Annotated in this window: 20 protein-coding genes; 10 read left to right on the top strand and 10 right to left on the bottom strand. The window is 67.9% G+C overall.

From position 1 onward, the window contains the following. Window positions 1–175: 175 nt before the first annotated feature. From ppsA to AC07OD_RS03520, 4 genes are all read left to right on the top strand, one after another. Complete coding sequence (ppsA, locus tag AC07OD_RS03535; protein WP_494595181.1) at window positions 176–2,566, top strand: phosphoenolpyruvate synthase; 2,391 nt, start codon at window positions 176–178, stop codon at window positions 2,564–2,566. Window positions 2,567–2,761: 195 nt separating this feature from the next. After that, entirely contained in the window at window positions 2,762–3,085 is a 324-nt protein-coding gene (locus AC07OD_RS03530) for a DUF4212 domain-containing protein (RefSeq protein ID WP_494595588.1), read from the top strand. Window positions 3,086–3,087: 2 nt separating this feature from the next. Next, window positions 3,088–5,178: a VC_2705 family sodium/solute symporter gene (locus tag AC07OD_RS03525; RefSeq protein ID WP_218295392.1), complete on the top strand. Its 2,091-nt coding sequence runs from the start codon at window positions 3,088–3,090 to the stop codon at window positions 5,176–5,178. A 189-nt stretch (window positions 5,179–5,367) separates the two neighbouring features. Beyond that, window positions 5,368–5,877 (top strand): hypothetical protein, encoded by a 510-nt coding sequence (locus AC07OD_RS03520; protein ID WP_218295391.1) that lies wholly within the window; start codon window positions 5,368–5,370, stop codon window positions 5,875–5,877. Between the two features lie 172 nt (window positions 5,878–6,049). Here AC07OD_RS03520 and AC07OD_RS03515 read toward each other — a convergent pair whose 3' ends face one another. The 3 genes from AC07OD_RS03515 to AC07OD_RS03505 form a co-directional block, all read right to left on the bottom strand. Then, a complete protein-coding gene (locus AC07OD_RS03515) occupies window positions 6,050–6,409 on the bottom strand; it encodes an FKBP-type peptidyl-prolyl cis-trans isomerase (RefSeq protein WP_218295390.1) in 360 nt (119 codons plus the stop codon). A gap of 132 nt (window positions 6,410–6,541) precedes the next feature. Further along, entirely contained in the window at window positions 6,542–6,850 is a 309-nt protein-coding gene (locus AC07OD_RS03510; RefSeq protein ID WP_218295389.1) for a winged helix-turn-helix transcriptional regulator, read from the bottom strand. Window positions 6,851–7,052: 202 nt separating this feature from the next. Continuing rightward, window positions 7,053–7,958 carry a LysR family transcriptional regulator gene (locus AC07OD_RS03505; protein ID WP_218295388.1) on the bottom strand — a complete coding sequence of 302 codons (906 nt, stop codon included), beginning with the start codon at window positions 7,956–7,958 and terminating at the stop codon, window positions 7,053–7,055. Window positions 7,959–8,132: 174 nt separating this feature from the next. Between AC07OD_RS03505 and AC07OD_RS03500 the strand changes: the two genes are divergently transcribed. The 3 genes from AC07OD_RS03500 to AC07OD_RS03490 all read left to right on the top strand — a co-directional run bounded on the left by AC07OD_RS03500 (window position 8,133) and on the right by AC07OD_RS03490 (window position 11,449). Next, a complete protein-coding gene (locus tag AC07OD_RS03500) occupies window positions 8,133–9,074 on the top strand; it encodes a hydroxymethylglutaryl-CoA lyase (protein WP_492244247.1) in 942 nt (313 codons plus the stop codon). Between the two features lie 62 nt (window positions 9,075–9,136). Continuing rightward, window positions 9,137–10,381, top strand: a complete 1,245-nt coding sequence (locus AC07OD_RS03495; RefSeq protein WP_494595179.1) for a CaiB/BaiF CoA transferase family protein — start codon at window positions 9,137–9,139, stop codon at window positions 10,379–10,381. Between the two features lie 51 nt (window positions 10,382–10,432). Further along, entirely contained in the window at window positions 10,433–11,449 is a 1,017-nt protein-coding gene (locus AC07OD_RS03490; protein ID WP_218340241.1) for a tripartite tricarboxylate transporter substrate binding protein, read from the top strand. A 207-nt stretch (window positions 11,450–11,656) separates the two neighbouring features. On the opposite strand, the gene AC07OD_RS03485 is transcribed toward AC07OD_RS03490, so the two are convergent. The 4 genes from AC07OD_RS03485 to dnaG all read right to left on the bottom strand — a co-directional run bounded on the left by AC07OD_RS03485 (window position 11,657) and on the right by dnaG (window position 19,470). Beyond that, window positions 11,657–13,237, bottom strand: coding sequence for a methyl-accepting chemotaxis protein (locus tag AC07OD_RS03485; RefSeq protein ID WP_218340242.1), 1,581 nt, complete (start codon window positions 13,235–13,237; stop codon window positions 11,657–11,659). A gap of 227 nt (window positions 13,238–13,464) precedes the next feature. After that, complete coding sequence (locus tag AC07OD_RS03480; RefSeq protein WP_218295385.1) at window positions 13,465–14,502, bottom strand: Bug family tripartite tricarboxylate transporter substrate binding protein; 1,038 nt, start codon at window positions 14,500–14,502, stop codon at window positions 13,465–13,467. 260 nt (window positions 14,503–14,762) lie between these two features. Then, window positions 14,763–17,132, bottom strand: coding sequence for an RNA polymerase sigma factor RpoD (gene rpoD / locus AC07OD_RS03475; protein ID WP_218295384.1), 2,370 nt, complete (start codon window positions 17,130–17,132; stop codon window positions 14,763–14,765). 259 nt (window positions 17,133–17,391) lie between these two features. Next, window positions 17,392–19,470: a DNA primase gene (dnaG, locus tag AC07OD_RS03470; protein ID WP_369642876.1), complete on the bottom strand. Its 2,079-nt coding sequence runs from the start codon at window positions 19,468–19,470 to the stop codon at window positions 17,392–17,394. Between the two features lie 87 nt (window positions 19,471–19,557). Between dnaG and AC07OD_RS03465 the strand changes: the two genes are divergently transcribed. The 3 genes from AC07OD_RS03465 to AC07OD_RS03455 are packed head-to-tail and all read left to right on the top strand — an operon-like array spanning window position 19,558 to window position 24,016. After that, window positions 19,558–20,634 (top strand): ABC transporter substrate-binding protein, encoded by a 1,077-nt coding sequence (locus AC07OD_RS03465; RefSeq protein ID WP_494595175.1) that lies wholly within the window; start codon window positions 19,558–19,560, stop codon window positions 20,632–20,634. A gap of 3 nt (window positions 20,635–20,637) precedes the next feature. Further along, complete coding sequence (locus AC07OD_RS03460; protein WP_369642874.1) at window positions 20,638–22,308, top strand: diguanylate cyclase domain-containing protein; 1,671 nt, start codon at window positions 20,638–20,640, stop codon at window positions 22,306–22,308. A 49-nt stretch (window positions 22,309–22,357) separates the two neighbouring features. Next, window positions 22,358–24,016, top strand: coding sequence for an acyl-CoA synthetase (locus AC07OD_RS03455; protein WP_494595173.1), 1,659 nt, complete (start codon window positions 22,358–22,360; stop codon window positions 24,014–24,016). A gap of 9 nt (window positions 24,017–24,025) precedes the next feature. On the opposite strand, the gene AC07OD_RS03450 is transcribed toward AC07OD_RS03455, so the two are convergent. The 3 genes from AC07OD_RS03450 to AC07OD_RS03440 all read right to left on the bottom strand — a co-directional run bounded on the left by AC07OD_RS03450 (window position 24,026) and on the right by AC07OD_RS03440 (window position 25,883). After that, entirely contained in the window at window positions 24,026–24,289 is a 264-nt protein-coding gene (locus AC07OD_RS03450; protein WP_494595171.1) for a hypothetical protein, read from the bottom strand. Next, window positions 24,286–24,783 (bottom strand): hypothetical protein, encoded by a 498-nt coding sequence (locus AC07OD_RS03445; RefSeq protein ID WP_494595169.1) that lies wholly within the window; start codon window positions 24,781–24,783, stop codon window positions 24,286–24,288. Before AC07OD_RS03445 ends, AC07OD_RS03450 begins: the two co-directional genes overlap by 4 nt. A 212-nt stretch (window positions 24,784–24,995) precedes the next feature. Then, window positions 24,996–25,883 (bottom strand): helix-turn-helix transcriptional regulator, encoded by an 888-nt coding sequence (locus tag AC07OD_RS03440; protein WP_494595167.1) that lies wholly within the window; start codon window positions 25,881–25,883, stop codon window positions 24,996–24,998. Window positions 25,884–25,950 lie beyond the last annotated feature (67 nt).

The following is a 25,950-nucleotide window of genomic DNA, read 5'->3' as shown; positions in this document are numbered from 1 at the left end:
CGTCAGCCTGCCGCCAGTGCCGCAGGCCTACAATTGTGACAATTATCCAAATTCTCACCATGCACTTCGTCGGCCCACAACCACAACGACAAAGCCGCTGCCCGTGCATGGCCGCTCGCCCATCGCTCCAAGGGGGCGGGCGCGCAGACCCGGTTTCAACTTCTGGAGCTTTCCCATGTCTGCACTTTTCAGCCCGACCGCCCTGGTCGTACCGTTTGAAAACCTGAGAATGACCGATGTCGAGGCCGTAGGCGGTAAAAACGCCTCCCTCGGCGAGATGATCTCCCAGCTGCCCCAGGGCGTGCGGGTGCCCACGGGCTTTGCCACCACGGCGCACGCGTTTCGCCAGTTCCTGGCCCACGACGGCCTGGCTGACAAGATCAGCGCCAAGCTCAAGAGCCTGGACACCGAAGATGTGCGCGCCCTGGCCGCCGTCGGTGCCGAGATCCGTGCCATGGTCGAGGCCCAGCCCTTCCCGGCCGACCTGCAACAAGCCATTGCCGAAGCATTCGCCACGCTGAGCGCCGGCAACCCCGCCGCCTCGTTCGCGGTGCGCTCGTCCGCCACGGCCGAAGACCTGCCGGACGCATCGTTTGCGGGCCAGCAGGAGACCTTCCTGAACGTGGTGGGCATCGACGACGTGCTGCACAAGATGAAGGAGGTGTTCGCCTCCCTGTACAACGACCGCGCCATCTCCTATCGCGTGCACAAGGGCTTCGAGCACGACGTCGTGGCCCTGTCGGCCGGGGTGCAGCGCATGGTGCGCTCCGACCTGGGCGCGGCCGGCGTGATGTTCACCATCGACACCGAGTCCGGTTTTGAAGACGTGGTGTTCATCACCAGCAGCTACGGCCTGGGCGAGACCGTGGTGCAAGGCGCCGTGAACCCCGACGAGTTCTACGTGCACAAGCCCATGCTTCGTGCCGGCAAGAAGGCCGTGATCCGCCGCAACCTGGGCAGCAAGCTCATCCAGATGGTGTTTTCCACGCCCCAGGAGAAGGCCGCCTCGGGCAAGCTGGTGAAGACCACCGACGTGCCCACCGAGCAGCGCAACCGCTATTCCCTGACCGATGCCGACGTGCAGCAGCTCGCCCAGTATGCGCTGGTGATCGAGCAGCACTACGGCCGCCCGATGGACATCGAATGGGGCAAGGACGGTACCGACGGCCAGCTCTACATCCTGCAGGCACGGCCCGAAACCGTGAAGAGCCAGTCCAAGGGCCAGGCCGAGATGCGCTACAAGCTCAAGGGCCAGGGCACCGTGCTGGCCGAGGGCCGCGCCATTGGCCAGAAGATCGGCACCGGCCCCGTGCGCCTGGTGCACAACATTGCCGAGATGGACAAGGTGCAGCCCGGCGACGTGCTCGTGACCGACATGACCGACCCCAACTGGGAACCCGTGATGAAGCGCGCCAGCGCCATCGTCACCAACCGGGGCGGCCGCACCTGCCACGCCGCCATCATCGCGCGCGAGCTGGGCATTCCGGCCGTGGTGGGCTGCGGTGACGCGACCGAACTGCTGAAAGACGGCACGCTGGTCACCGTGAGCTGCTCCGAGGGCGACACCGGCCGCATCTACGACGGCCTGCTGGAAACCGAGGTCACCGAGGTGCAGCGCGGCGAGATGCCCAGCATCCAAACCAAGATCATGATGAACGTGGGCAACCCCCAGCTGGCCTTCGATTTCTGCCAGCTGCCCAACGAGGGCGTGGGCCTGGCGCGCCTCGAGTTCATCATCAACAACAACATCGGTGTGCACCCCAAGGCCATCCTGGACTACCCGCAGATCGATGCCGACCTGAAGAAGGCCGTGGAGTCCGTGGCCCGGGGCCATGCCAGCCCGCGCGCCTTTTACGTGGACAAGGTGGCCGAAGGCGTGGCCACCATCGCTGCCGCCTTCTATCCCAAGCCGGTGATCGTGCGCCTGTCGGACTTCAAGTCCAACGAGTACAGGAAGCTCATCGGCGGCAGCCGCTACGAGCCCGAGGAAGAAAACCCGATGCTGGGCTTCCGCGGTGCGGCGCGCTACCTGAGCGCTGATTTCGGCGAAGCCTTCGCGATGGAATGCGAGGCCCTGAAGCGCGTGCGCAACGACATGGGCCTGACCAACGTGCAGGTGATGGTGCCCTTCGTGCGCACGCTGGGCCAGGCCGAGCGCGTGACGCAGCTGCTGGCCCAGCACGGCCTGGAGCGCGGCAAGGACGACCTCAAGGTCATCATGATGTGCGAGGTGCCGAGCAACGCCATCCTGGCCGAGCGTTTCCTGGAGTTCTTCGACGGCTTCTCCATCGGCTCCAACGACCTGACCCAGCTCACCCTGGGCCTGGACCGCGATTCGGGGCTGGAACTGCTGGCGCACGACTTCGACGAGCGCGACCCCGCTGTGCAGCAGCTGATCCACCAGGCCATCAAGGCCTGCCTGGCACAGGGCAAGTACATCGGCATCTGCGGCCAGGGCCCCAGCGACCACCCGGACTTCGCCCAGTGGCTGGCCGCCGAGGGCATCTCGTCGATCTCGCTCAATCCCGACAGCGTGATCGCCACCTGGCAGCAACTGGCAGCCTGACGTGACGCGGCAACCCCCCGGGCGGCCGTGCCGCTTTCCCCTTCTCGCGCGCCACGCGCAGAAGGGGGTGCGCGCCCGGCGCGGCGGGGCGGCACTTGTGCGGGGGGGGCTGTTGTTCGACCTGCCCTCATTGCACGGGTCACGCGTGGCCCGCAGGGCCGTGGATCGCTGAGAGCCTGCGTGAACGACTCCGCCATGCCCCGTCGATCACCATCCGAGGCGGAAATGGCGGGCCCGTTCCCGCCCGATCTGCACGATGTGCGGCACCTGAAACTCAAGGCGGGCCTGCTGCTGCTGTGGGCGCTGGTGTCGTTTGGCGCCACCTATTTCGCCAGGGACCTGCAGGTGCTGGTGTTCGGCGCCTGGCCCCTGGGCTACTGGATCGCGGCACAGGGTGCGGTGCTGGTGTTCATCGGCATCGTGGTGGCCTATGGATGGGCCATGAACCGGTTCGAGCGCCAGGACGCTGAGCGCATTGCGGCCGCATCCCTGGAAGACGCGGCCCTTCCTCCTAGCTGACCATGGCTGAGAACAATTCCTCCGGCGCAGACCGGGCCTACCTGTGGCGGCTGCACCGCATCCTGGCGTTGTATGTGGCGGGCGTGCTGGCCTTCCTGGCGCTGATGACCTGGGCGGAGCATCAGGGGCTCTCGCGCCACTGGATCGGCCCCATCTTCCTGTTCCTCACGGTGATGGTGTACGCGGGCATCGGCGTCTACGGCCGCACCACCGACCCGGAGGAATACTACGTGGCCGGCCGGCGGATTCCGCCCATGTACAACGGCATGGCGGCGGCGGCCGACTGGATGAGCGCCGCGTCGTTCATCAGCCTGTCGGGGGCGCTCTACCTGCAGGGCTTTTCCGGCACGCCGGGGCAGGCGGGGGGCCTCGCCTACCTGCTGGGCTGGACGGGCGGCTTCTGCCTCGTGGCGATGCTGATCGCGCCGCACCTGCGCGCCATGGGCCTGTACACCGTGCCCGATTTTTTCCACGTGCGTTTTGGCGGCCGGTGGCCGCGCGTGATCGCCGCGCTGGCCGCCGTGCTGTGCTCGTTCACCTACGTGGTGGCGCAGATCTACGGCGTGGGGCTGATCGCCTCGCGCCTGACCGGCGTGCAGTTCGAGATCGGCATCATGCTGGGACTGGGCGGCGTGCTGCTGTGCTCGTTCCTGGGCGGCATGCGCGCCATCACGTGGACGCAGGTGGCGCAGTACGTGGTGCTGCTGCTGGCCTTCCTGATCCCGGTGTCCTGGCTGGCCTACAAGCAGCTTGGCAACCCGCTGGCGCCGCTGGTCTATGGCGAGCAGATCAGCAAGATCGCCGATCTGGAGGCGCAACTGCTCGATTCGCCGGCGGAACACCAGGTGGTGCAGACCTACTTGCGGCGCGCCCAGGATTTCGAGGCCCGCCTGAGCGACGTGGAGGGTGCCCTGGAGCGCGAACGCGAGAAGGGGCGCGAGCGCATCCGCGCGCTGCGCACCCAGAACGCCGATGTGGGCCTGATCGTCACGGCCAGCCGCGAGCTGGCGGCCCTGCCGCGCGATGCCGCCGCGGCCCGCGAGCGCTGGACCCGCGAGATGCGCGAGAACTATGAGCGTGCCCGCCCCCTCGGTGGCCTGCCCCTGCACAGCCAGGCCTATGTGGGCGACCCGAAGGGCACCCCCGAGGAGCAGCGCGACTACGAGTTGACGCGCCGCAATTTCCTGGCGCTCATGTTCTGCCTGATGGTGGGCACGGCGGGCCTGCCGCACCTGCTCACGCGCTACTACACCTCGCCCACGGTGTCGGCGGCGCGCGCCTCGGTGGCGTGGTCGCTGTTCTTCATCGCCTTGCTGTACCTGAGCGCCCCGGCGCTGGCGGTGCTGGTGAAGTTCGAGGTCATGCAGAACCTGGTGGGCAGCAGCTTCGAGGCCCTTCCCAACTGGATGGCCCAGTGGGCGCGCGTGGACAGCTCGCTGCTGTCGGTGGAGGACGTGAACAGCGACGGCATCGTGCAGTTTGGCGAGATCCGGCTCGGGGCCGACCTCATCATGCTGGCCACGCCGGAGCTGGGGGGCCTGCCGTATGTGGTCTCCGGCCTGGTGGCGGCGGGTGGGCTGGCCGCGGCGCTGTCCACCGCCGACGGCCTGCTGCTCACCATCAGCAATGCGCTGGTGCGCGACCTGTATTTCCAGGACACCCAGCGCGAGGCGTCGCCCGAGCAGCGTGTGATCCTGAGCAAGTTCGCGCTGCTGGCGGTGGCCTTGTCGGCGGCCTTTGTCGCGGCGCTCAAGCCGTCAGAGATCCTGCCCATGGTGTCGGCGTCGTTCTCCCTGGCCGCATCGGCTTTCGTGCCGGTGATGGTGCTGGGCATCTTCTGGCGCGGCACCACGCGGCAGGGCGCGGTGGCCGGCATGGTGGCGGGGCTGGGCGTGGCGGTTTACTACATGCTTTCGCATGTGTCGGCCATGCGCGCGCTGCCCAGCTGGATGCTGGCGGACGGGCTCTGGTTTGGCATCCAGCCCATCTCGGCCGGCGTGTTCGGCGTGCCGACGGGACTGGTGGTCGCCGTGGTGGTGAGCTGGGTGACGCGGCCCGCGCCCGCCTTGCCGCGCATCCGCTCCGAGATGTAGCGGCGCCGCGGGATTGCGGGTTGCGGCACGGGGCCAGGAGGGGCACGACCGCGTTCCGGCCAGCGCTGCCATGGTTATGCGTAAACCCCGATTTTCAATGGTGCACAAACGTGAGAATCTGGCCTGCAGGGGCTCGTGGGGTGGTGGGTGCCCCGCGTCAACCCGCCACCGTTCAGCTCAAGGAGGCTCATGGTTCTCGTCAAAACGCCGGCAGGGCAAGAAGCGCTCAAGGACCGGCACGGCAGTCTCAGTTCGCGCCAGCGTTCGGCCTTCATCCTGTTTGATGGCAAGCGCTCCACGGGCGAGATTCTGGCGGCCACCGCGGCCATGGGAATCACGCAGGACGACGTGCAGGCCATGATCGCCCAGGGGCTGCTGGCGCCGCTGGCGGGGCAGTCCCTGCCTGCCGCAATGGCCGCCAGCCAGCCAGCCCCCGTGGCCGAACCCGCGCCAGCGACGGACCTGGGCACGGTGGCATCGCCGCTGGAGGGTTCGGGGCGCACGCCGAAAGAGCGCTACCAGGCGGCCTACCCGATTGCCACCGAGCTGACCGCCGCCATGGGGCTGCGCGGGTTCCGGCTGAACCTGGCCGTGGAGGGAGCGGGCAGTTTCGAGGACCTGGCGGCGCTGGCACCGAAGATCCGCGAGGCCGTGGGCGACGCGAAGTTCGAGCGGCTGGACAAGGCGCTTTTTGATTGACGGGACACCCCGAGCCGCTCTGTGCCTTTCCTTTCCTTTCTACGGCGCGGCATCCTTGCGCGCGGGCCTGGCCTGGGCTGCGCCCATGCCACAGATGGCGGGCCAGGCGTAAAAAAAGCGGCCAGAAGGCCGCTTTGGTGTCGTGTCGGATGCTGCCGCGCAGGCTGCGCGATCAGCGGCCGACCTTGAGCAGTTCCACATCGAACTTGAGCGTGGCGTTCGGAGGGATCACACCGCCCGCGCCGCGCGCGCCGTAGCCCAGGGCCGCGGGGATGATCAACGTGCGCTTGCCGCCGATCTTCATGCCCTGCACGCCTTCATCCCAGCCCTTGATGACCATGCCGCCGCCCAGCGAGAACTCGAAGGGGTCGTTGCGGTCGTGGCTGGAGTCGAACTTGGCGCCTTGCTCGCCGTTGTTGTAGAGCCAGCCGGTGTAGTGCACCGAAACGTTCTGGCCCTTGGTGGCTTCGGCGCCGTCGCCCACGGTGGTGTCTTCGTATTGCAGTCCGGATGCGGTGGTGGTCAGTGCCATGGATGAAATTCCTTGCTTGCTATTAAAAATATAGCTTCTAGCGCTTGTATGTCATGCGCTAGAAGCTAATTTGGCCCTGTATTTTAACGAGAAGCCCCTTCGCGGGGAACAGACGGGACCGCTGGCCTGTGGTCAGACCTTCTTGGCGCGGCCGGCCACCCAGCGGGTGGCGAAGGCCTGCACGTCCGACAGGCGCTTGAGCAGGTCGGCGCCGGAAGGAGTGACAGTGTAGCCGTCGCTGCCATGGTCCACGAAGCCGGCTTCGCGCAGTTCCTTGATGCGGGTGTTGAGCGTGTTGGGGGTGATGCCCCCCACGCTGTCCTGCAGCAGGCGGAAGGTCTGGGGGTGGCCGTCCTTCAGGGCCCAGAGCACGCGCAGTGCGTAACGGCATTCGAGCCGCTCGAACAACTGGTTGATGGCGGCATTTTCTTTGGAGCTCATGGACGCTTCTCCTCGCGCAAGTGTTGGATCAAGTTTTCATTCGGGTGGGCGAATGCCGGGCCCGCTGATGCGCTGAGACTATAGCGCGGAACCCATTTTGCTACAAGTTTAGTAGCTCAGAACGCACACCACGCATGCGCTACGCCCCAAAAATGACGTGTTACAACTCAAACTGTTGCGATGGGGCCACGGTTGGAGGCGGTCATTCCTGGCGGCCCAGCCCCGCCAGATGGTGGACCAGCAACTGTGCGGCCGGGGTCAGCATCTGGGCGCTGCGGTAGCAGATGGCGAAGCGCCGCCGGGCCCAGGGATCGCTCAGCGGAATCACGCGCACCGGGGCGGTCTGGGCAAAGGGCAGGGCGACCTCGCGCGGCACGACGCTGATGGCCAGGTTGGCGCGCACCACCCGCAGGGCCGCGTCGAAGTTGGACACCAGCACCCGGTGCGCGAGCATTTTTCCCTCCACGGCCGCGGCGCGTGCCAGCAGCACCTGCACGGCGCTCAGCGCGGGCATGCTCACGAATTCATGGTCCAGCACGTCGGCGAACCGCACGCTGGCGTGCCGGGCCACGGGGTGCGAGGCATGTGCCACCACGGCGAGGTGGTCGTTGCGGTAGCCGCGCGTTTCCAGGCCGGAGAGGTCCGCCGCGTCCCAGCAGATGCCAATGGACGCGCTGCCGTCGCGGATGCCCTGCACCACGTCCGGGCTCACGCGCTCCTCCAGGCTCACCTGGATGTCGCGGTGCGCCGGGTCCTGCAGGAAGGCGGCCACATCGTCGGCCAGCGATTCGGCCATGACCGAGGCCGTGACCAGCATGCGCACGTGGCCCCGGATGCCCGTGGCATAGGCGGCCATGTCACGCTCGATCTGGCCCACGCTGGCGAGCATGGTGCGCGCGTGTTCCAGCAGCGTTTCCCCCGCCGGGGTAGGAATGACGCCGCGCCGCTTGCGCACCAGCAGGGCGGTGCCCACCGTGTCCTCCAGCTGGGCCAGCCGCTTGCTGATGGCCGAACCCACGATGGACTCCTGCTCGGCCACGCGCGCGATGCTGCGCTGCTCGCACACGGCGGCAAACAGGCGCAGGGTCTGCAGGTCGAGATCGCGCATGCAATTGCCTCCGCTTGAAAGACTGTGATGTTCCTTTTGGGAATCATATGGCTTCCGAGATGTATTTTCTGATTCTGTTGGGAATTTCTAGAATCTCCCACGGAACACCAACGAGCTGGAGACAACGCCGTGAACACCCCTTCTTTTTTCCCCGCGACCCGTCCCGCGCCCGGCATGGCGCCCGCGCGGGCCGTGGTGCGCGAAGTGGGCCTGCGCGACGGCCTGCAGAGCATCGCCACCGTGGTGTCCACCGCGCACAAGATCGACTGGCTCGACGCGGCCTATGCCGCGGGCCAGCGTGAGATCGAGGTCGGCTCCTTCGTGCCCGCCCGCCTGCTGCCCCAGCTGGCCGACACCGCCGAGGTGCTGGCCCATGCCAAGACCCTGCCGGGCCTGGTCGCCTCGGTGCTGGTGCCCAACTACAAAGGCGCCGAACGTGCGCTTGAATGCGGCGCCGACCTGATGGTGGTGCCCCTGTCCGCCAGCCATGCCCACAGCCTGGCCAACCTGCGCAAGACACCCGACGACGTGGTGGCCGAGGTGGCGCGCATCCGCGCGCTGCGCGACGCCAGCGGCAGCCGCTGCCTGATCGAAGGCGGCGTGGGTACGGCGTTTGGCTGCACCCTGCAGGGCGAGGTGGCCGAGAGCGAGGTGCTGCGCCTGATGCAGGCCCTGCTGGATGCCGGGGCCGACCATGTGAGCCTGGCCGACACCGTGGGCTATGCCGACCCGGCCTCGGTGGCCCGCCTGTTCGAGAAGGCCCGCGCGCTGGTGGGAGACCGGCTGGCCTGCGCGCACTTTCACGACACGCGCGGCATGGGCCTGGCCAACGTCTACGCGGCCTGGCAGACCGGCATCACCCGCTTTGATGCCTGCCTGGCCGGCATCGGCGGCTGCCCGCACGCGCCGGGCGCCAGCGGCAATGTCACCACCGAAGACCTTGTGTTCATGCTGGAACGCATGGGCGTCGCAACCGGCATCGACGTGGACGCGCTACTGGCGCTGCGCGAGCGTGTGGCGGGCTGGCTGGCCGGGGAGACCCTGCACGGCACGCTGTGGCAGGCCGGGGTACCGCGCACCGGCGCAGGGACCGTCTCCCTGGCCGCCATCCACTGAGCTCGCCACGAGCTCAACATTGAGCCACCGCCGCGCGCCCTTCCATCCCGTATCGTCGCCCCATGACATCCCACACCGATTCTTCTTCCTCCCCGCTCGCGCCACCCGGCACCTCTGCCCCCCGTGCACTGCCCCTGCAGGGCCTGCGCGTGGTGGAGTTCACCCACATGGTCATGGGCCCCACCTGCGGCATGGTGCTGGCGGACCTCGGGGCCGAGGTCATCAAGGTCGAGCCCGTGGACGGCGACCGCACGCGCCACCTGCTGGGCGCCGGCGCGGGCTTCTTCCCCATGTTCAACCGCAACAAGAAGAGCATCGCGCTGGACCTGCGCAGCCCCGAGGGCCTGGAGGTCGCGCGCAAGCTGGCCGCCTCGGCCGACGTGGTGGCGCAGAACTTCAAGCCGGGCGTGATGGCGAAATACGGGCTGGACCACGCGGCCCTGAGCCAGCTCAACCCGCGCCTGATCTACGTGAACCACACCGGTTTCTTGCCGGGCCCGTATGAGCACCGCACGGCGCTCGACGAGGTGGTGCAGATGATGGGCGGCCTGGCCTACATGACGGGGCGGCCCGGCGACCCGCTGCGCGCGGGCACCAGCGTGAACGACATCATGGGCGGCATGTTCGGTGCCATTGGTGCCATGGCGGCCCTGATGCAGCGTGGCATCACCGGGCGGGGGCAAGAGGTGGACTCCGCCCTGTTCGAGAACAACGTCTTCCTGGTCGGCCAGCACATGATGCAGTACGCCGTCACCGGCCAGCCGGCCGCGCCCATGCCGGACCGCATCTCGTCCTGGGCGCTGTACGACGTGTTCAGCGTGAAGGATGGCGAGCAGATTTTCCTGGCCGCCGTGAGCGATGCGCAGTGGACCACCTTCTGCGACGCCATGGGGTTCGCCGACCTCAAGGCCCACCCGCAACTGGCCACGAACAACGACCGGGTGCGCGCCCGTGCCACGCTGATGCCCGACTTGCGCCAGCGCCTGGCCACTTACAGCGCCGCCGAGCTGGCGTCCATCTTTGAAAAACACGGCCTGCCGTTCGCACCCATTTCGCGGCCCGAGCAGCTCTTTGACGACCCGCACCTCAACGCCACGGGCGGCCTGGCCGACATCACCCTGCCCGATGGCGAGCGGGCGGGGCAGACCGCCCGCACCACGCTGTGCCCGCTGCGCATGGACGGCCAGCGCCTGGGCGTGCGGCTGCAGCCGCCCGTGCTGGGCCAGCACACCGGCGCGCTCATGCAGGAACTGGGCTACACCCCCGCGCAGATCCAGGCGCTGCAGGACAGGCACGCCGTGGCTTGAGCAATGCGCCCGCAGGGCGATGGATGAGATCACAACACGGAGACAACCGCCATGCACCACCATCCTTTCATCCACCACCACCCCGCCTGCCCGCCACCGGCGCTGCGCCGGCGCACGGCGCTGGCCGCGTTGGCCGCCGGCCTGGCAGCGCCTTTGCACGCGTGGGCCCAGGCGGCGTCGGAGCGCCCGCTGCGCCTGATCCTGCCCGTGAGCGCCGGTTCGGGCGTGGACGGCCTGGCGCGCGCCTTCGGGCCCGGCCTGGGCAAGTCGCTCGGGCGCGCCGTGGTGATCGAGAACTTCCCCGGAGCGGGGGGCATCACCGGCACCTCGATGATCGTCAAGGCGCCCAGGGACGGCTCGGCACTGGGCATGGTGTCCAACAACCACGTGGTGAACCCCAGCGTCTTCAAGAGCATTCCGTACGATGCCGTCGACGACGTGACGCCCATCACCGTGATCGGTGCGACGCCGTTCGTGCTGGTGGCGCACCCCTCGGTGGCCGCCCGGAACGTGCGCGAACTCATCGCCCTGGCCAAGGCCCAGCCCGGGACCCTGAACTACGGTTCGTCGGGCAACGGGACCATCCTGCACCTCGCGGCCGAGATGTTCGTGCACGAAGCGCAGGTCGACATCAAGCACATCCCCTACCGTGGCATGGGGCCGCTCACGGCCGACGTGCTGGGCGGGCAGATCCAGCTGGCGTTCATCGCGGTGGCCGTGGCGGCGCCGCATGTGAAGGCGGGCACGCTCAAGGCCATCGGCCTGTCGTCCACCACCCGCTCGCCGCTGTTGCCGGATCTGCCCACCATCGCGGAACAGGGCCTGCCGCAGTACGCGCTGGATGGATGGGTCGGCATGGTGGGGCCCGCGGGCCTGCCCAAGGCGGAGGCCGAACGGGTCTACCAGGCCGTGCGCGCCACCCTGGGGATGCCCGAGGTGCGCGACGCGCTGCTCGCCCAGGGCTACCTGCTGCAGGCCACAACGCCGGATGCCACGGCTGCGTTCTTCCGCACCGAAGTGGCGCGCATGGCGAGGCTGGTGAAGCAGTCCGGGCTCAAGATAGATTAGTTGGGGAGCCCTCCCTCCGAGGCGCTGCGCGCCTGCGCGGCCCCGGTTGCAGGGGCAATGCGCAGGCCGCTGGACAACGGAGATCCTCCGCCGTGGTCCAGAAAATCCATGGAAACGGGTGTCCGGCGCTTATTGAATAATGGCTTATTGCTATACAAAATATAGCAATAGGCGCTTGTTCGACGCCAGTACGTCCCTGTGCGGTATTCAATGCGCCGCAGGTGGCAATGCCAAGGCACGGTGGCTGCCGCGCAGGCGGAACACCTCCACGGCCTCCACCAGCTGGCGCGCCTGGCCGCTCAGGCTGCCGGCCGCCGCCGCGCTTTCTTCCACCAGGGCCGCGTTCTGCTGCGTGGTTTCGTCCATGCGCACGATGGCCTGCGTGACGCGCAGCATGTCGCTGGTCTGCGCGGTGCTGGCCTGGCTGATTTCGTTCATCAGCGCGCTCACGCCCTGGATGGAGGAGACCACCTCCGTCATGGTGCTGCCCGCGTTGCGGGCCAGGTCGGAGCCGGCCTGCACGCGCTCCACGCTGGTCTGGATCAGCTCCTTGATCTCGCGCGCGGCGCTCGCGCTGCGGGTGGCCAGGTTGCGCACCTCGCTGGCCACCACGGCAAAGCCGCGCCCCTGCTCGCCGGCGCGTGCGGCTTCCACGGCGGCGTTGAGCGCCAGGATGTTGGTCTGAAACGCGATGCTGTCGATGACGCCGATGATGTCGGCAATGCGGCGCGAGCTGTCCTGGATGCCCTGGACCACCGTCACCATCTGTGTCACCACGTCGCCTCCGCGCTGGGCCACCGATGCGCCATTGCGGGCCAGCTCGCTCGCGCGCTGCGCGTTGGAGGCGTTCTGCTGCACGGTCGCCTGCAGCTGCTGCATGGACGAGGTGGTTTCGTCCAGCGACGACGCCTGCTCCTCGGTGCGCATGCTCAGGTCCACGTTCCCCTGGGCGATCTCTGCGCTGGCGCTCGCCACGCCCTCGGCGTTGCTGCGCACGCCCGACACCACGTTTTCCAGGTTCTCCTGCATGGTGCGCAGGGCCTCGAGCAACCGCGCGGGTTCGTCCTTGCCATCGACCCGGATGGTCGTGGTCAGGTCGCCCGCAGCCACCTTGTTGGCGACGGAGACGGCCACCCGCAGCGGGCGCACCACCGAGCGCGTGAGCAGCCAGCCCGCGCAGCCGCCCAGGGCCGTGACCAGCGCCAGCGCCACCAGGCTGCTGGCGAGCGCCCGCCGCGCGTTCAGCGCCGCCTGTTCGGCAATGGCCGCGCTGCTGGCGGCCACCTGCTCGCTCAGGGCGGTGAGCAGCCTGGCGGGGCCCTGGTCGATGTCGGCCACGTCGGCATCGCCCGCGGAGGGCACAAAACCGAGCGACTGGAACACTTCAAAGCCCTTGCGGTAGCCCTGCGCCATCTGCGCGTGGGCCTGCGTGAACTTCTGCAGCGCCGCCTTTTCCTGCGCATCGGTCAGCTGGGGCTCCAGCGCCTTCGCCGCATCGGCCACGCGCTTTTCGCTGGCCTGGAACGCCGCCCAGTGCAGCTCGCGCTTGCGCGAGTCCTCGCCCCGCAGCAAGGTGTTCTTCCACTCCTGCACCTGGGTCTTGAACTCGTTTTCCATGCGGCTTACCGCGCGCTCCTGGGCCACGCGCTCCTGCACCGTGGTCTCGTAGGTTCCCAGGCTGCGGTACAGGGCCGCGATTCCGAACAGCGCGGCCCCCAGCAGGAGGGCGAGCACCAGGCCCAGCGCGGTGGCCATGCGTGCGCCGATGGAGTGGTTGGACATTTTCATCAGCGGCTCCTGGCAATGCGTTTCAGATGAACTGGCTGCGGTGGCAACTGGCATGGCCATGGCCCGAGGCCGCCATGCAAGGGCCGCCCCCGCCGCGCGGGCGGCGCACCTGCTTGCGGGGCCGGGCGTCGCCACTCCAAGCGGTTTGCCGGCGCCGGCCCGCACGGCCCCGAAGAGCGGCCGCTCCTGGCCGCTGCGCCGGGGCGCTAAGCGACCCGGGGGTGTCTCTAGGCTTTCAGCTTGAGCAGGTACACCATGACCCGCGCCGTGGTGAGGTCCAGCTCCATGAACTCTGCCAAATCCTTGCCCGTCAGCCAAGAGGGTTCCCAGCGATTGTTCTTGAGCGTGCGCAGCCAGGACTCGTGGGCGGTGGCCGCCTCGACCGCGGCCAGCATCTCGGCCACGCGTGCGGGCGGCACGCCTTTGCCGGTGAACACGCCCCGCCAATTGGCCATGGTCGCGTCCAGTCCCTGCTCACGGAAGGCCGGCAGGCCAAAGGCGCTGCGGCGGGACGATACCCCGATGGCGCGCAGCTTGCCCGCCGCGATGGCGTCGCTGAATTCGCTGTAGCCGGAAAGGCCCATCGCCGCACCGCCGGACACGACGGCGTCCACCACTTCGGAGCCGCCAGCGAAGGGTTTGTAGACCAGGCCTTCCGGGCTGGCTTTGGACGCGCGGGCCAGCACCCCGGCAAAGATGTGGTCCACGCCCCCCGCGGAGCCTCCGGCCACCGGCACGGCGCGCAGGTCCGCGCGCATGGCTTCGGCCAGGTCCTTGGCGTTCTTGATGGGGGATTTGGCCGCCACCGCCGCCACCAGGTAGTCGCTGGTGAGCCGTGCGAGCGGCTGGATGTGGGTCAGGTCCACGGCGGGTTTCTGCAGGGCCACGGCGCCCACCATCACCATGCCGCCCATCAGCAGGGTGTTGGCGTCGTTGCCGTACTTCTCCGCGTACTTGGCCAGGCCGATGGTCCCGCCCTTGCCGCCGACGTTTTCGTATTCGATCTGGTCTGCCGCACCGACGGCGGCAAGGGCCGCACCCAGCGCCCGGCCCGTCTGGTCCCAGCCACCGCCGGGGTTGGCTGGGATCACGATGCGCAGCGTGGGCGCCAGCCTGGAGGCCTTGGCGGGCGCGCCGCGCGCGCCGGCGGCAGTTGCACCGGCGGCCTGCGCCCAGGCAGGCGCTGCAAGCGATGCGCCGAGCGCGCCCACGGCGCTGGCTGCGGCAGCCTGGGTGAGGATCTGGCGGCGGTTGAAGGATGTCATGCGGTGTCTCGCAAAAAGGTGGCAGGTCGTTGAACGGGCACGTGCAGCGTGCACTGGGATGCCAGGCCCTGCAGCCGGAGAGTGCCGAACTGCATGACAGTCTCCATCAGCAGTATGTAATAGTCGCGTTACAAGCTGTCATTTTGCTGTCGGGAGCATCGGGGTAAACGCGGGGCCGCCCCGCAGAAACGAAAAAGCCCCGCACCGCGATGCGGGGCAGGGCCTTGGGGTGCAGCCAGGGCAGCCGGCTGCCGGGGTGGTTACAGCGAATCGATGAAGCTGCGCAGCTTGTCCGAGCGGCTGGGGTGCTTGAGCTTGCGCAGTGCCTTGGCCTCGATCTGGCGGATGCGTTCGCGGGTCACGTCGAACTGCTTGCCCACTTCTTCCAGCGTGTGGTCGCTGGTCATCTCGATGCCGAAGCGCATGCGCAGCACCTTGGCTTCGCGGGGGGTGAGGCCATCGAGGATGTCCTTGACCACGTCGCGCAGGCCGGCCTGCATGGCGGCTTCGATGGGGGCGGTGTTGGCACCGTCCTCGATGAAGTCGCCCAGGTGGCTGTCGTCGTCGTCGCCGATCGGCGTTTCCATGGAGATCGGCTCCTTGGCGATCTTCATGATCTTGCGGATCTTGTCTTCCGGGATCTCCATCTTCGCGGCCAGGATGGATGCATCGGGCTCGAAGCCGAACTCCTGCAGATGCTGGCGCGAGATGCGGTTCATCTTGTTGATGGTCTCGATCATGTGCACCGGGATGCGGATGGTGCGCGCCTGGTCGGCGATCGAGCGCGTGATGGCCTGGCGGATCCACCACGTGGCGTAGGTCGAGAACTTGTAGCCGCGGCGGTATTCGAACTTGTCCACGGCCTTCATCAGGCCGATGTTGCCTTCCTGGATCAAATCGAGGAACTGCAGGCCACGGTTCGTGTACTTCTTGGCGATGGAGATCACGAGGCGCAGGTTGGCCTCGATCATTTCCTTCTTCGCGTCGCGCGAGGTGGCCTCGCCCTCGTTCATGCGCTTGTTGATGTCCTTGAGCTCGGTCAGCGGCACCACCACGCGCGATTGCAGGTCCATCAGCTTTTGCTGCAGTTCCTGCACGGGCGGAATGTTGCGCGCCATCACCGTGCTCCAGGGCTTGCCGGCGGCGGCCTGCTTTTCCACCCACTTCAGGTTCAGCAGGTTGGGCGGGAAGTCCTTGATGAAGGTTTCCTGCGGCATGCCGCACTTGTCCACGATGATGCGGCGCAGCTCGCGCTCCTTCTTGCGCACGTCGTCCACCTGGCCGCGCACCATGTCGCACAGCTTCTCGATGGTCTTGGCGGTGAAGCGGATGGTCATCAGCTCGGCCGACAGGGCCTGCTGGGCCTTCACGTACGCAGGAGTGCCGTAGCCTTCCTTGTCGTACACCTTGTGCACTTTTTCAAACAGCTCGCGCAGCTTGTCAAAGCGCTCCAGTGCCTGCTTCTTGAGCTCTTCGAGCTTCTTGGTCAGCGCCTTGGAGCCGCCCTTGCCGTCGTCGTCGTCGGCTTCGTCGAATTCGTCGAAGTCTTCCTCGGCCACATAGTCGTCGGCCTCGTTGGGGTTGGAGAAGCCGTCCACGATGGTGGAGATGACGACCTTGCCTTCGCGGATTTCCTCACCCATGTTGAGGATCTCGGCGATGGTGGCGGGCGATGCGCTGATCGCCTCCATCATGGCCATCAGGCCGCCTTCGATGCGCTTGGCGATCTCGATTTCGCCTTCGCGCGTGAGCAACTCCACCGTGCCCATTTCGCGCATGTACATGCGCACGGGGTCGGTGGTGCGGCCGAATTCCGAGTCCACGGTGGACAGGGCGGCTTCGGCGGCTTCCTCGGCTTCTTCTTCGCTGGCGCCCGTGGGAGCGTTGTCGGTGATGATCAGCGCCTCGGCATCGGGCGTCTGCTCGTATACGGCCACGCCCAGGTCGTTCAGCGTGGTGATGACGGCTTCGAGGGTTTCGGCATCCACCAGCTTGTCGGGCAAGTGGTCGGAGATTTCGACGTGCGTGAGGTAGCCGCGCGTCTTGCCCAGCTTGATCAGGGTTTTCAGGCGCGAGCGGCGCTTGGCCAGGTCTTCCTCGGACAGAACAGTCTCGTCCAGGCCGAATTCCTTCATCAAGGCGCGTTCCTTCGCCTTGCTGATCTTCATGCGCAGCGGCTTGACCTTCTCGACCGTGGCCGCGGCTTCGGTGGTTTCCTCGACCTCACCTTCCAGGTCCGCTTCGATGTCGGACAGGTCGGTATCGTCGCCGCTCTCATCGCCGCCGGCCGCAGCCTTGGGCTTGCGGCCCCGCTTGGCGGGCGCCTTGGATTCGGCGGCACCCGCGGCCTTGGCGGGGCGTCCCGGGCGCTTCTTCGGGGTGTCTTCCTCGTCGGATGCGGCAGCCTTGGCGCGGACAGGCTTTTTCTTCAGCAATTCATCGGCGGCTTTTGTCAGCTCGGCAGAACTTTTCACGGGCACGGTTTTAACTTTCTTGGCTGCTGGGGCGGGTGCGGGTGCAGCTTTTTTGGCCGCGGCCTTCGCGGGAGCCTTGGCAGCAGGGGTGGAAACGGCCTTCGCGGCGGTGCCTGGAGCAGACTTGGGCGGCTTCGCGGACTTTTGAGCGGGCATGGGAGAACCTCAGAATCAAAAACGGACACAAAGAAAACGCAAGCGCCACAGATCCCGGCGCGGGTGGCAACGCGAAGCTGAAAATGTCTTCGCGCTTTGAGGGGAGGCCCTCAGGGGCAAGATGTCTGGGCGATCATTTGGTGTGCAGTCCTTGCGATGGTTGGGCTGGTTGTGCGCGTTTGTCACGGTGGCCCGGTTCGGAGGTGCTGCTGTCGCTCTTGCCGCTAACTAACCCTACATTATACCGCTTGGCGGGATTTCAAGCGGCTTTGACAGCCACTCCCAGCAAAACCCTGCGTTTTTGTTCCAGTGCACGGTAGCGCTCCAGGGCGGTCGGGTCCGTGGCGGCTTGCAGCATCAGCAGTTTTTGCTGCTCCTCGATGTCTTCGATCTGCATGCGGCTGAGCAGGTCCCGCAGTTCCGTTCGCAGCTCCTGCAGGTCGCCTTCGGTCTGGGCGTGCGAGCCCGTCATCACCTTCACGGCCAGAGCTTCGCACTCGTGATCGCGCAGGCTCTCGCGCAGCACGGCCCAGGCCAGGGGGCCGTGTTCGTGAAACTGCGCCTCCAGCCAGCCAAAAAGCGGGCCGTGGGGAGGCTGCAGCGCACACAGGGTGGCGTGGTCGTCGTGGGTCAGCTCTTCGAGGAAGGCCATGTGCGACAGCAGCAGGCGTGCGGCATGGTCCGTGCGGCTGGCGGTGGGTGTGCGCGGCAGGCGGGGCTGGGGCGGCCAGGGAGAGTCCTTGTCCTTTTTCTTCCAGTTGCCCTTCCAGTCGCCGCCCTTGCGGAACGGGGGCTTGTTGCCATAGCTGCTGCCCTGGCCAGCACTTCCGCCGCTGCCGCCGCCGTAGCCGCCTTGGTATCCGCCGTCGTATCCACTGCCCGGCTCGCCTTGGGGCGGCCACGACCCCCCGTCGGGCGGGGCGTCCCAGGAGGGTGGTTCGTGGGCGTAGGCCGCAGGCGCCTGTCGGGCCGGTGCACTACCTGCGCCGGTGTGGCCGCCGTGACCGGAGTGGGAGGACCGCGGTGCCTCGCGCGCCGTGGCCTGGCCCCACAGGTCCGCCAGGTCCTGTGCCTTGAGCTGGGTGAGATCCGCCAGCTCGCCCAGCACCTGGCGCTTGAGCACGCCGTCGGGCAGGGCCGTCCAGAGCGGCCTTGCGTTGCTGGCCATGTGGGCGCGGCCCTCGGCGGTGGCCAGGTCGCAGCCGTCGCTGGCCGATTCGACCAGGAAGCGGCTGAGCGGCACGGCCTCACTCACGTGCTTGGCAAAAGCGTCCGTGCCGTGGGCGCGGATGAAGCTGTCCGGGTCGTGCTCGGCCGGCAGGAACAGGAACTTGATGCTGCGCGTGTCCGTGGCGTGGGGCAGGGCGCCATCGAGCGCCTTGCGCGCGGCGCGCCGGCCGGCGTTGTCTCCGTCGAAGCTGAACACCACCGATTCGGTGAAGCGCAGCAGCTTGTGCACGTGTTCGGGTGTGCAGGCGGTGCCCAGCGTGGCCACCGCGTTCGGAAACCCGAGCTGCGCCAGCGCCACCACGTCCATGTAGCCCTCGGTGACCAGGGCATAGCCTTGCTCGCGGATGGCCGTGCGCGCCTCGAACAGGCCGTACAGTTCGCGGCCCTTGTGGAACACGGGGGTTTCGGGCGAATTGAGGTACTTGGGCTTGTCGTCGCCCAGCACGCGGCCCCCAAAGCCGATGCATTCGCCCTTGACGTTGCGGATGGGGAACATGACCCGGTCGCGGAACCGGTCGTAGCGCTTGCCGCCGTCCTCGTCGTTGACGATGACCAGGCCGCTTTCCTCCAGCAACGGGTCGTCGTACTGCGCGAAGACGCTGGCCAGGCTGCGCCAGCCTTCGGGGGCGTAGCCAAGGCCATACCGCTTGGCCACCGTCCCCGAGACGCCGCGCCCCTTGAAGTAGCCAATGGCGCGCTGGGATTCACGCAAGTGGCGGCGGTAGGCGTCGGCAGCCTTCTCCAGCACGTCGGTCAGCGTGGCCTGCTTCTGGCGGGCGGCGGCGGCGCGTTCCTTCTCCTGGGGGGAGATGTCGTCGTCCGGCACCGAGAGGCCCACCTGCTGGGCCAGGTCCTGAACGGCCTCGACGAAGCCCATGCCCGCGTGCTCCATGAGGAAGCTGATGGCATTGCCGTTCTTGCCGCAGCCAAAGCAGTGATAGAACTGCTTGGCGGGGCTCACGCTGAACGAGGGGGATTTTTCGCCGTGAAAGGGGCACAGCCCCATGAAATTCGCCCCGCCTTTCTTGAGCTGCACATAGCGGCCCACGATGTCGACCACATCGACGCGGGCAAGCAGTTCCTGAATGAAAGACTGAGGGATCGTCACGCCGCGTATTGTCCGCGTAAACTGTTTGTTACCAGATATTGCAGAAGCGGGGCTTTCGGCATGGCGGTCACGGCATGGTGGCGGGCAATGGACGCGTCCAGCACTTCGGCGCAGCGGGGGCTGCGGCGCCGGGATGTGGCCGTGCTGCTGCCGCTGGTGCCCGCGCTCCTGTGGCCCGCGCCCGCGAGGGCCGCGCCGGTGCTGCGCGTGCTGTCCTGGCCGGGGTATGCCGACCCCGACATCGTGGCCGTTTTCGAGAAGCGCCATGGGGTCAAGGTGGAGGTCACCACCGTCGCCTCCGACGACGTGCTGCGCACCCAGCTGGCCTCTCCCCAAGGGCCCGGTTTCGACCTTGTGGCCGCCAATACCGCCGAAATCGCGCGCCTGGTGGCACGCCGGCTGCTTGCACCGTTGCCTGTGCACAACATTCCCAATGCCGAGCGCCAGCTTCCACGCTTTCGGCAATTGCATGCGATTGCGGGCATCGCGCAGGGAACGGATGTATTCGCGATGCCTTACACCTATTCCGAGATGGGGCTGATCTATGACCGCCAGCAGATGGCCGTGCCCCCCAGTTCCATCGCGGTGCTGTGGGACCCGCGCTGGCGGGGGCGTGTGCTGGCATTCGACGGCAGCAGCCACGGGTTCTCCCTGGCGGCCATGTACCGCGGCCTGACGCCGTTTCACCTGCATGCGACCCAGTTCGGCCCCCTGGCCAGGGATCTGGTGGCCCTGCGGCGCAACGTGCGTTCGTTCTACAGCCTGCCCGAGGAGTCGCTGGAGCTGTTTCGCAAGCACCGCATTGCCGTCATGCACGCCAACTACGGCCAGCAGCAGCTCAAGCAGCTGCGCGATGCCGGGCTGGATGTGGGCTACGTGGTGCCGCGCGAGGGGGCGCTCGCCTGGCTCGACTGCTGGGCCATCACCCGGCGCTCGACCCAGCCCGCATTGGCCGCCGAGTGGATCAACTACATGCTCGACCCCTCCGTGAGCCGTGAGCTGACCCGGCGCCAGGGCCTGGCCAATACGCTCGACGAGCCACCCGCGCTCTCGGACGACGCCCCCGCCGGGGCCATCGTCTGGCTGGAGCCCGTCGAGGACGAAGCACGCCGCGCGCAACTGTGGCAGCGCATCCTGTCGGGAGACCGGCCCTCCCGGTTCTGACGCATGAAAACCCGCATGAAATGGGGCATTGCGCTGCGGCTGGGAATCCTGCTGGCGTCCTTCAGCGTGTTTGCCGCCGTCCTGGCGGGCTACTACACCTTCGACTCCAGCCGCACGCGCCTGCAGGGGCGGGCCGAGCAGGCGCTGCTGGCCACCACCCAGGTGTTGTCGCGCCACATGCAGGCGGGCTTTGGCACGGTGGCGCGCGACACCGCCTTCCTGGCCAGCGTGGCCGCCATCGAGCAGGACAGGAACGTGCTGGCCGACATGTTCAGGGCCAGCCTGGTGGCGCACCCGAGCTACCAGCAGATCCGTTTCATCGGTGCGCAGGACTACGGCCTGGAGCTGGTGCGCATCGACCGCACGGGGGACGCCTGGCTACGCGCGAGCGAGGGGGAGCTGCAGGAGAAGGCCCATTTCCCCTTCGTCTTCGAAACGCTGGCGCTGGGGCCTGGCGAGGTCTATGTGTCCGAGTTCGGCATCAACCACGAGGGGGCTCCCGATGCCGAGGCCCTGCCCGTGTTCAGCATGGCCTCGCCCGTCGTGCGTGGGGGACAGGTGCGGGGCGTGGTCGTGGTGCGCGTGGCGGCGCACCAGTTCCTGCGCAATTTCAATGATGCGCTGCCCGCCTCCTACAGCTTCTTTCTCAGCAACCGCTGGGGCGATTTCCTGGTGCACCCGGACGCCACCCAGACCTTCGGCTTCGACCGCGGCCAGCGCATCCTGATCCAGGATGCCTTCGGCCCGGTGGGGGCCCTGATCGAGGGCCGCGAGGAACAGGCCGTGCTCAGCCAGCAGGGCCCTGGCGATGACGAGGCGCGTGTCTTCTCGTTCGTGCGCATGCCCTTCGGGCGGCCGCAGGAGGGGCGGTCCATGGTGGTGGGGCTCTCGCAGCCCCTTGCCGCCGTGCAGGGCGAGGTGGTGAGCCTGGGGCGCAGCATCTTCAAGATCCTGCTGGTGCTGAGCGCCGTGGGCGTGTTGCTGGCGGCATGGGTGTCGCGCGTGGTCACCCAGCCCCTGAAGGCCATGGTGCGCGCCACGCAGGCCTTTCCGCAGGGCCGCCCGCATGGCGTGCTGCCCGTGCAGCGCGAGGATGAGGTGGGTGAGCTGGCGCGCAGTTTCCAGGACATGGAGCAGCAGATCAGCCGCCAGATGACGGAGCTCAACGCCAGCCGCGACGCCATGGCCCACCTGGCGCACCACGACGCGCTCACGGGCCTGCCCAACCGCCGCATGTTCGAGCAGCGCCTGGCGCAGGCGCTGGAGCTGTCGCGCCGCAGCGGGCGGGACTGCGCGCTGCTGTTTGTGGATCTGGACGATTTCAAGGCCGTCAACGACGCGCGGGGCCATGCCGCGGGCGACCGGGTGCTGCAGGCCGTGGCCCGCACCGTCGTGGGCGCCGTGCGCCAGGCCGACACCGTGGCCCGGCTCGCGGGCGACGAGTTCATCGTGCTGTGCGAGAACGTGGATTGCGAAGATGCGGCGCTGCAGATCGCCGCCAAGCTGGAGCTCGCTTTCGAGAGCCCGCTGCAGATCGACGGCCAGCCGCTGGCCCTGCGCGCCAGCATCGGTGTGAGCCTGTTCCCGCGCGACGCCCAGGACGCGCACACGCTGCTGGCCAGCGCCGACGCGGCGATGTACCGTGTCAAGCAGAGCCGCCGCCGAAGGGTTTGAGTCAGCCTGGGGCGGTAGCCTGTGACCCGTTCACCCACCTTCGCGAGCCATGACCTCCATCTTCGACCAGAACCTGCCCCGCACCGAAGCCAACTTCGCATCCCTGTCACCCCTGTCGTTCATCGAACGCACGGCCGAGGTCTACCCCGACCGCCTGGCCATCGTGCACGGCGACTTGCGCCAGACCTGGAGCCAGACCTATGCCCGCTGCCGCCAGCTGGCCAGCGCCCTGGCGCAGGCAGGCATCGGCAAGAACGACACGGTGGCCGTGATGCTGCCCAACACCCCGCCCATGGTGGAGGCCCACTTTGGCGTGCCCATGGCGGGCGCGGTGCTCAATGCGCTCAACACCCGGCTGGACCCGGAGGCCATTGCCTTCATGCTCGACCACGGCGAGGCCAGGGCGGTGATCGTGGACCCCGAGTTCACCGGCACCATGGCCAAGGCGCTGGCCCTGCGCACGGGCACCACGCCCATCCGCGTGATCGAGGTCCAGGACGCGCTCTACGGCCCCGCCGCGCAGAGCCTGGGCGGCACGGACTACGAAGCCTTTGTCGCCACGGGTGACCCGACTTTTGCCTGGAGCCTGCCCGACGACGAGTGGGATGCGATTGCGCTCAACTACACCAGTGGCACCACGGGCAACCCCAAGGGCGTGGTCTACCACCACCGGGGCGCGGCCAGCAATGCCATCAGCAACGTGCTGGAGTGGGACATGCCCAAGCACGCGGTCTACCTGTGGACGCTGCCCATGTTCCATTGCAACGGCTGGTGCTTTCCCTGGACGGTGGCGGCCCGCGCGGGCGTGAACGTGTGCCTGCGCCGCGTGGACGCGCAGGCCATCTTCGACGCCATCCGCACCCACGGCGTCACGCACTACTGCGGCGCGCCCATCGTGCACGGCCTGCTGGTCAATGCGCCGGATGCGATGAAGGCGGGCGTGCAGAACCTCGCACAAGGGGGCGTCAAGGCCATGGTGGCGGGCGCAGCGCCCCCGGCCTCGATGATCGAGGGCATGGAGAAGATGGGGTTCGACCTGACCCATGTGTACGGCCTGACCGAGGTGTACGGCCCCGCCACCGTGTGCGCCAAGCACGAGGCGTGGGACCAGCTCGACATCGGCGAGCGCGCCCGCCTCAACGCCCGCCAGGGCGTGCGCTACCACCTGGAGCGCGACGTGCGCGTGCTGGACCCGGAGACCATGCGGCCCGTGCCGCAGGACGGCGAAACCATGGGCGAGATCATGTTCAAGGGCAACATCGCCATGAAGGGCTACCTCAAGAACCCCAAGGCCACCGACGAGGCCTTTGCGGGCGGCTGGTTCCACAGCGGCGACCTGGCCGTGCAGTACCCCGACGGCTACATCAAGATCAAGGACCGCAGCAAGGACATCATCATCTCGGGCGGCGAGAACATCTCGTCCATCGAGGTCGAAGACGTGCTCTACCGCCACCCCGACGTGCTGGCCGCCGCCGTGGTGGCCAAGCCCGATGCCAAGTGGGGCGAAACCCCGTGCGCGTTTGTGGAACTCAAGGCGGGGGCCACCACCACGCCCGAAGACATCGTGGCCCACTGCAAGAAGCACCTCGCGGGCTTCAAGGTGCCCCGCGCCGTGGTGTTTGGCGAGCTGCCCAAGACCAGCACGGGCAAGATCCAGAAGTTCGAGCTGCGCAAGCTGGCCGGGTCGGCGGCGGCCATCAACGTCTGATCACACGGCTCAGCCAAAACCGCACGCCAGCGTCTGCCGGCCGCCATCGAGGTTGTATTCGGACTTCCAGTAGTGCCGGTCTTCGACGGCGGTGAACGCCACGCCGGGCCCGGTGGGGTAGGCCGTCGCGAACGGGCGGCGCAGGATCACAAGCAGCTCGCATTGGGGCGGCCAGTCCGCCACTTCGTCGATGACGTTGCCCCGTGCCAGCTCGGCCTCCAGGATCATGCGCAGCGGGGCGGCCAGCGCGGCGGGAATCTGCTGACGGCTCATGCGCGGGGCTGGCTGGCGGCGGCGGGCTTTGCCGACCGTTCGGATACCGCCTCGCCCCGCAGCCGCTGCAGCGCCAGCACCTGCCACTGGTGCTCCGGTTCGAAGGCCGAGAGGTCTTGCACCGCATACCCGCCGTACGCATACACCGTGGCATAGGCCGCGTAGCTGGCGGCCTCCAGCGCCCGGCCCGCGAGCGCGTTGGCCACGGCGTAGGTGGCCGACACGGCGGCATGGGCCGATCCGTCCAGCGACTGCGAGCCCCGGTGGTGCGAGGCCACTTCCTTCAGCCGGGCGGCTGCGTTGGCCAGCGTGGCTGCATCCACCGTGCCTGCCGTGAACGCTGCCAGCGTGTCCAGGCCCGCGATGGCCTCGGGGTCTTCCAGCAGATGGCGCACGCGCTGCACACAGGCCAAGCCAAACGCCAGGCGCAGCGGAGTCTGGGCGTCGCTGGCCAGCCCACAGTCGGCAGCCAGTTGGGTGAGCGCTGTGTTCATGGCGTGAGTCCTTTCCGGGGGCTGGGCAGTTCACGGGTGTTTGATATCAATAAAGTAGCAGATTGCGCAATGCGTACAAGCGCTGGCGCCTGTTTTGACCTAAAAATCCGCCTTGCGGGAAGGCGGCTGGGGCATGGCGGTGGGCGCAGGTCATTGTGGCGTCCCGCGGGCCCCGCGTCGAGCCGGGCTAGGTGGGCCACGGGGAGGAACGGCTATGCCGCGAGGCCTTCCAGCCAGGCGCGTGGCGACATGCCCAGCTTCTGCGCAAACACCCGCGACAGCGCGGACGGGTTGGCATACCCCAGCCCATGGGCGATCGATTTCACGGACCGCCCGCCGCGCAAGTGGGCCTGCGCGAGGGTGAGGCGCCAGTGCGCCAGGTAGTCCGCGGGCGTTTCCCCCACCACGGCCTTGAAGCGTGCCGCGAAGGCGCTGCGCGACATGCCGGCCTGCGCGGCCATCTGCTCCAGGCTCCAGGCCTCGCCGGGCGCATCGTGCAGGGCCGTGAGCGTGCGCGCCAGGCGCGGGTCGGCCAGGCCGGTCAGCAGGCCCGGGGGCATCCGCGCCTCCTCGGGGTGGTCGAGCAGCCAGCGCAGCAACTGCAGCAGCACGACTTCAAAGAGCCGGTCGGCCAGCACGCGGTGGCCGCAGCGCAGGCGGTCGGTCTCGGCGAACAGCAAATCCAGCGCCTGCTGCAGGCCCTCGACGCGGGCCAGCGGCAGCAGCACCAGCGGGGGCAGGGCGCGCGCCAGCGGGTGGCTGGCGCCGCCATCGAAGTCCAGTGCAGCGCAGGTGAAGTCCGAGCCCTCCATGGGCGCGTTGTGAAAGAAATGCTCCAGCGGCCGCGCGTAGAACAGCAGGCTGGGCTCGCGCACCTCCAGGCGCTCCGGTGGCCCCGCCAGAGGCTGGTGGGCGACCACCATCTCGCCGCGCCGCAGCACATGCAGAAAACCGCGCCCGGGCGCCGCCGCGAAATGGGTGACGCCGCACAGCGGGCCGGTGTGGAACAGGCGCGCCCGCACCCTGAACCGTTCCAGCAGCGAGGACAGGCGGTCCAGCGGCACGGACAGTGGCGTGAGGCTGCTTTCCGTGGGGCTCATGGTTGTTTTGGATGTATTGGTATGAATGATGGACTATTGATGCCCAATGGTATTCGATGTCGCCAGA

Source organism: Acidovorax sp. GW821-FHT10E03 (genome assembly GCF_059415205.1).
Note: the sequence above shows the minus strand (reverse complement) of the source record. Positions and strands in the feature narration are given on the sequence as shown.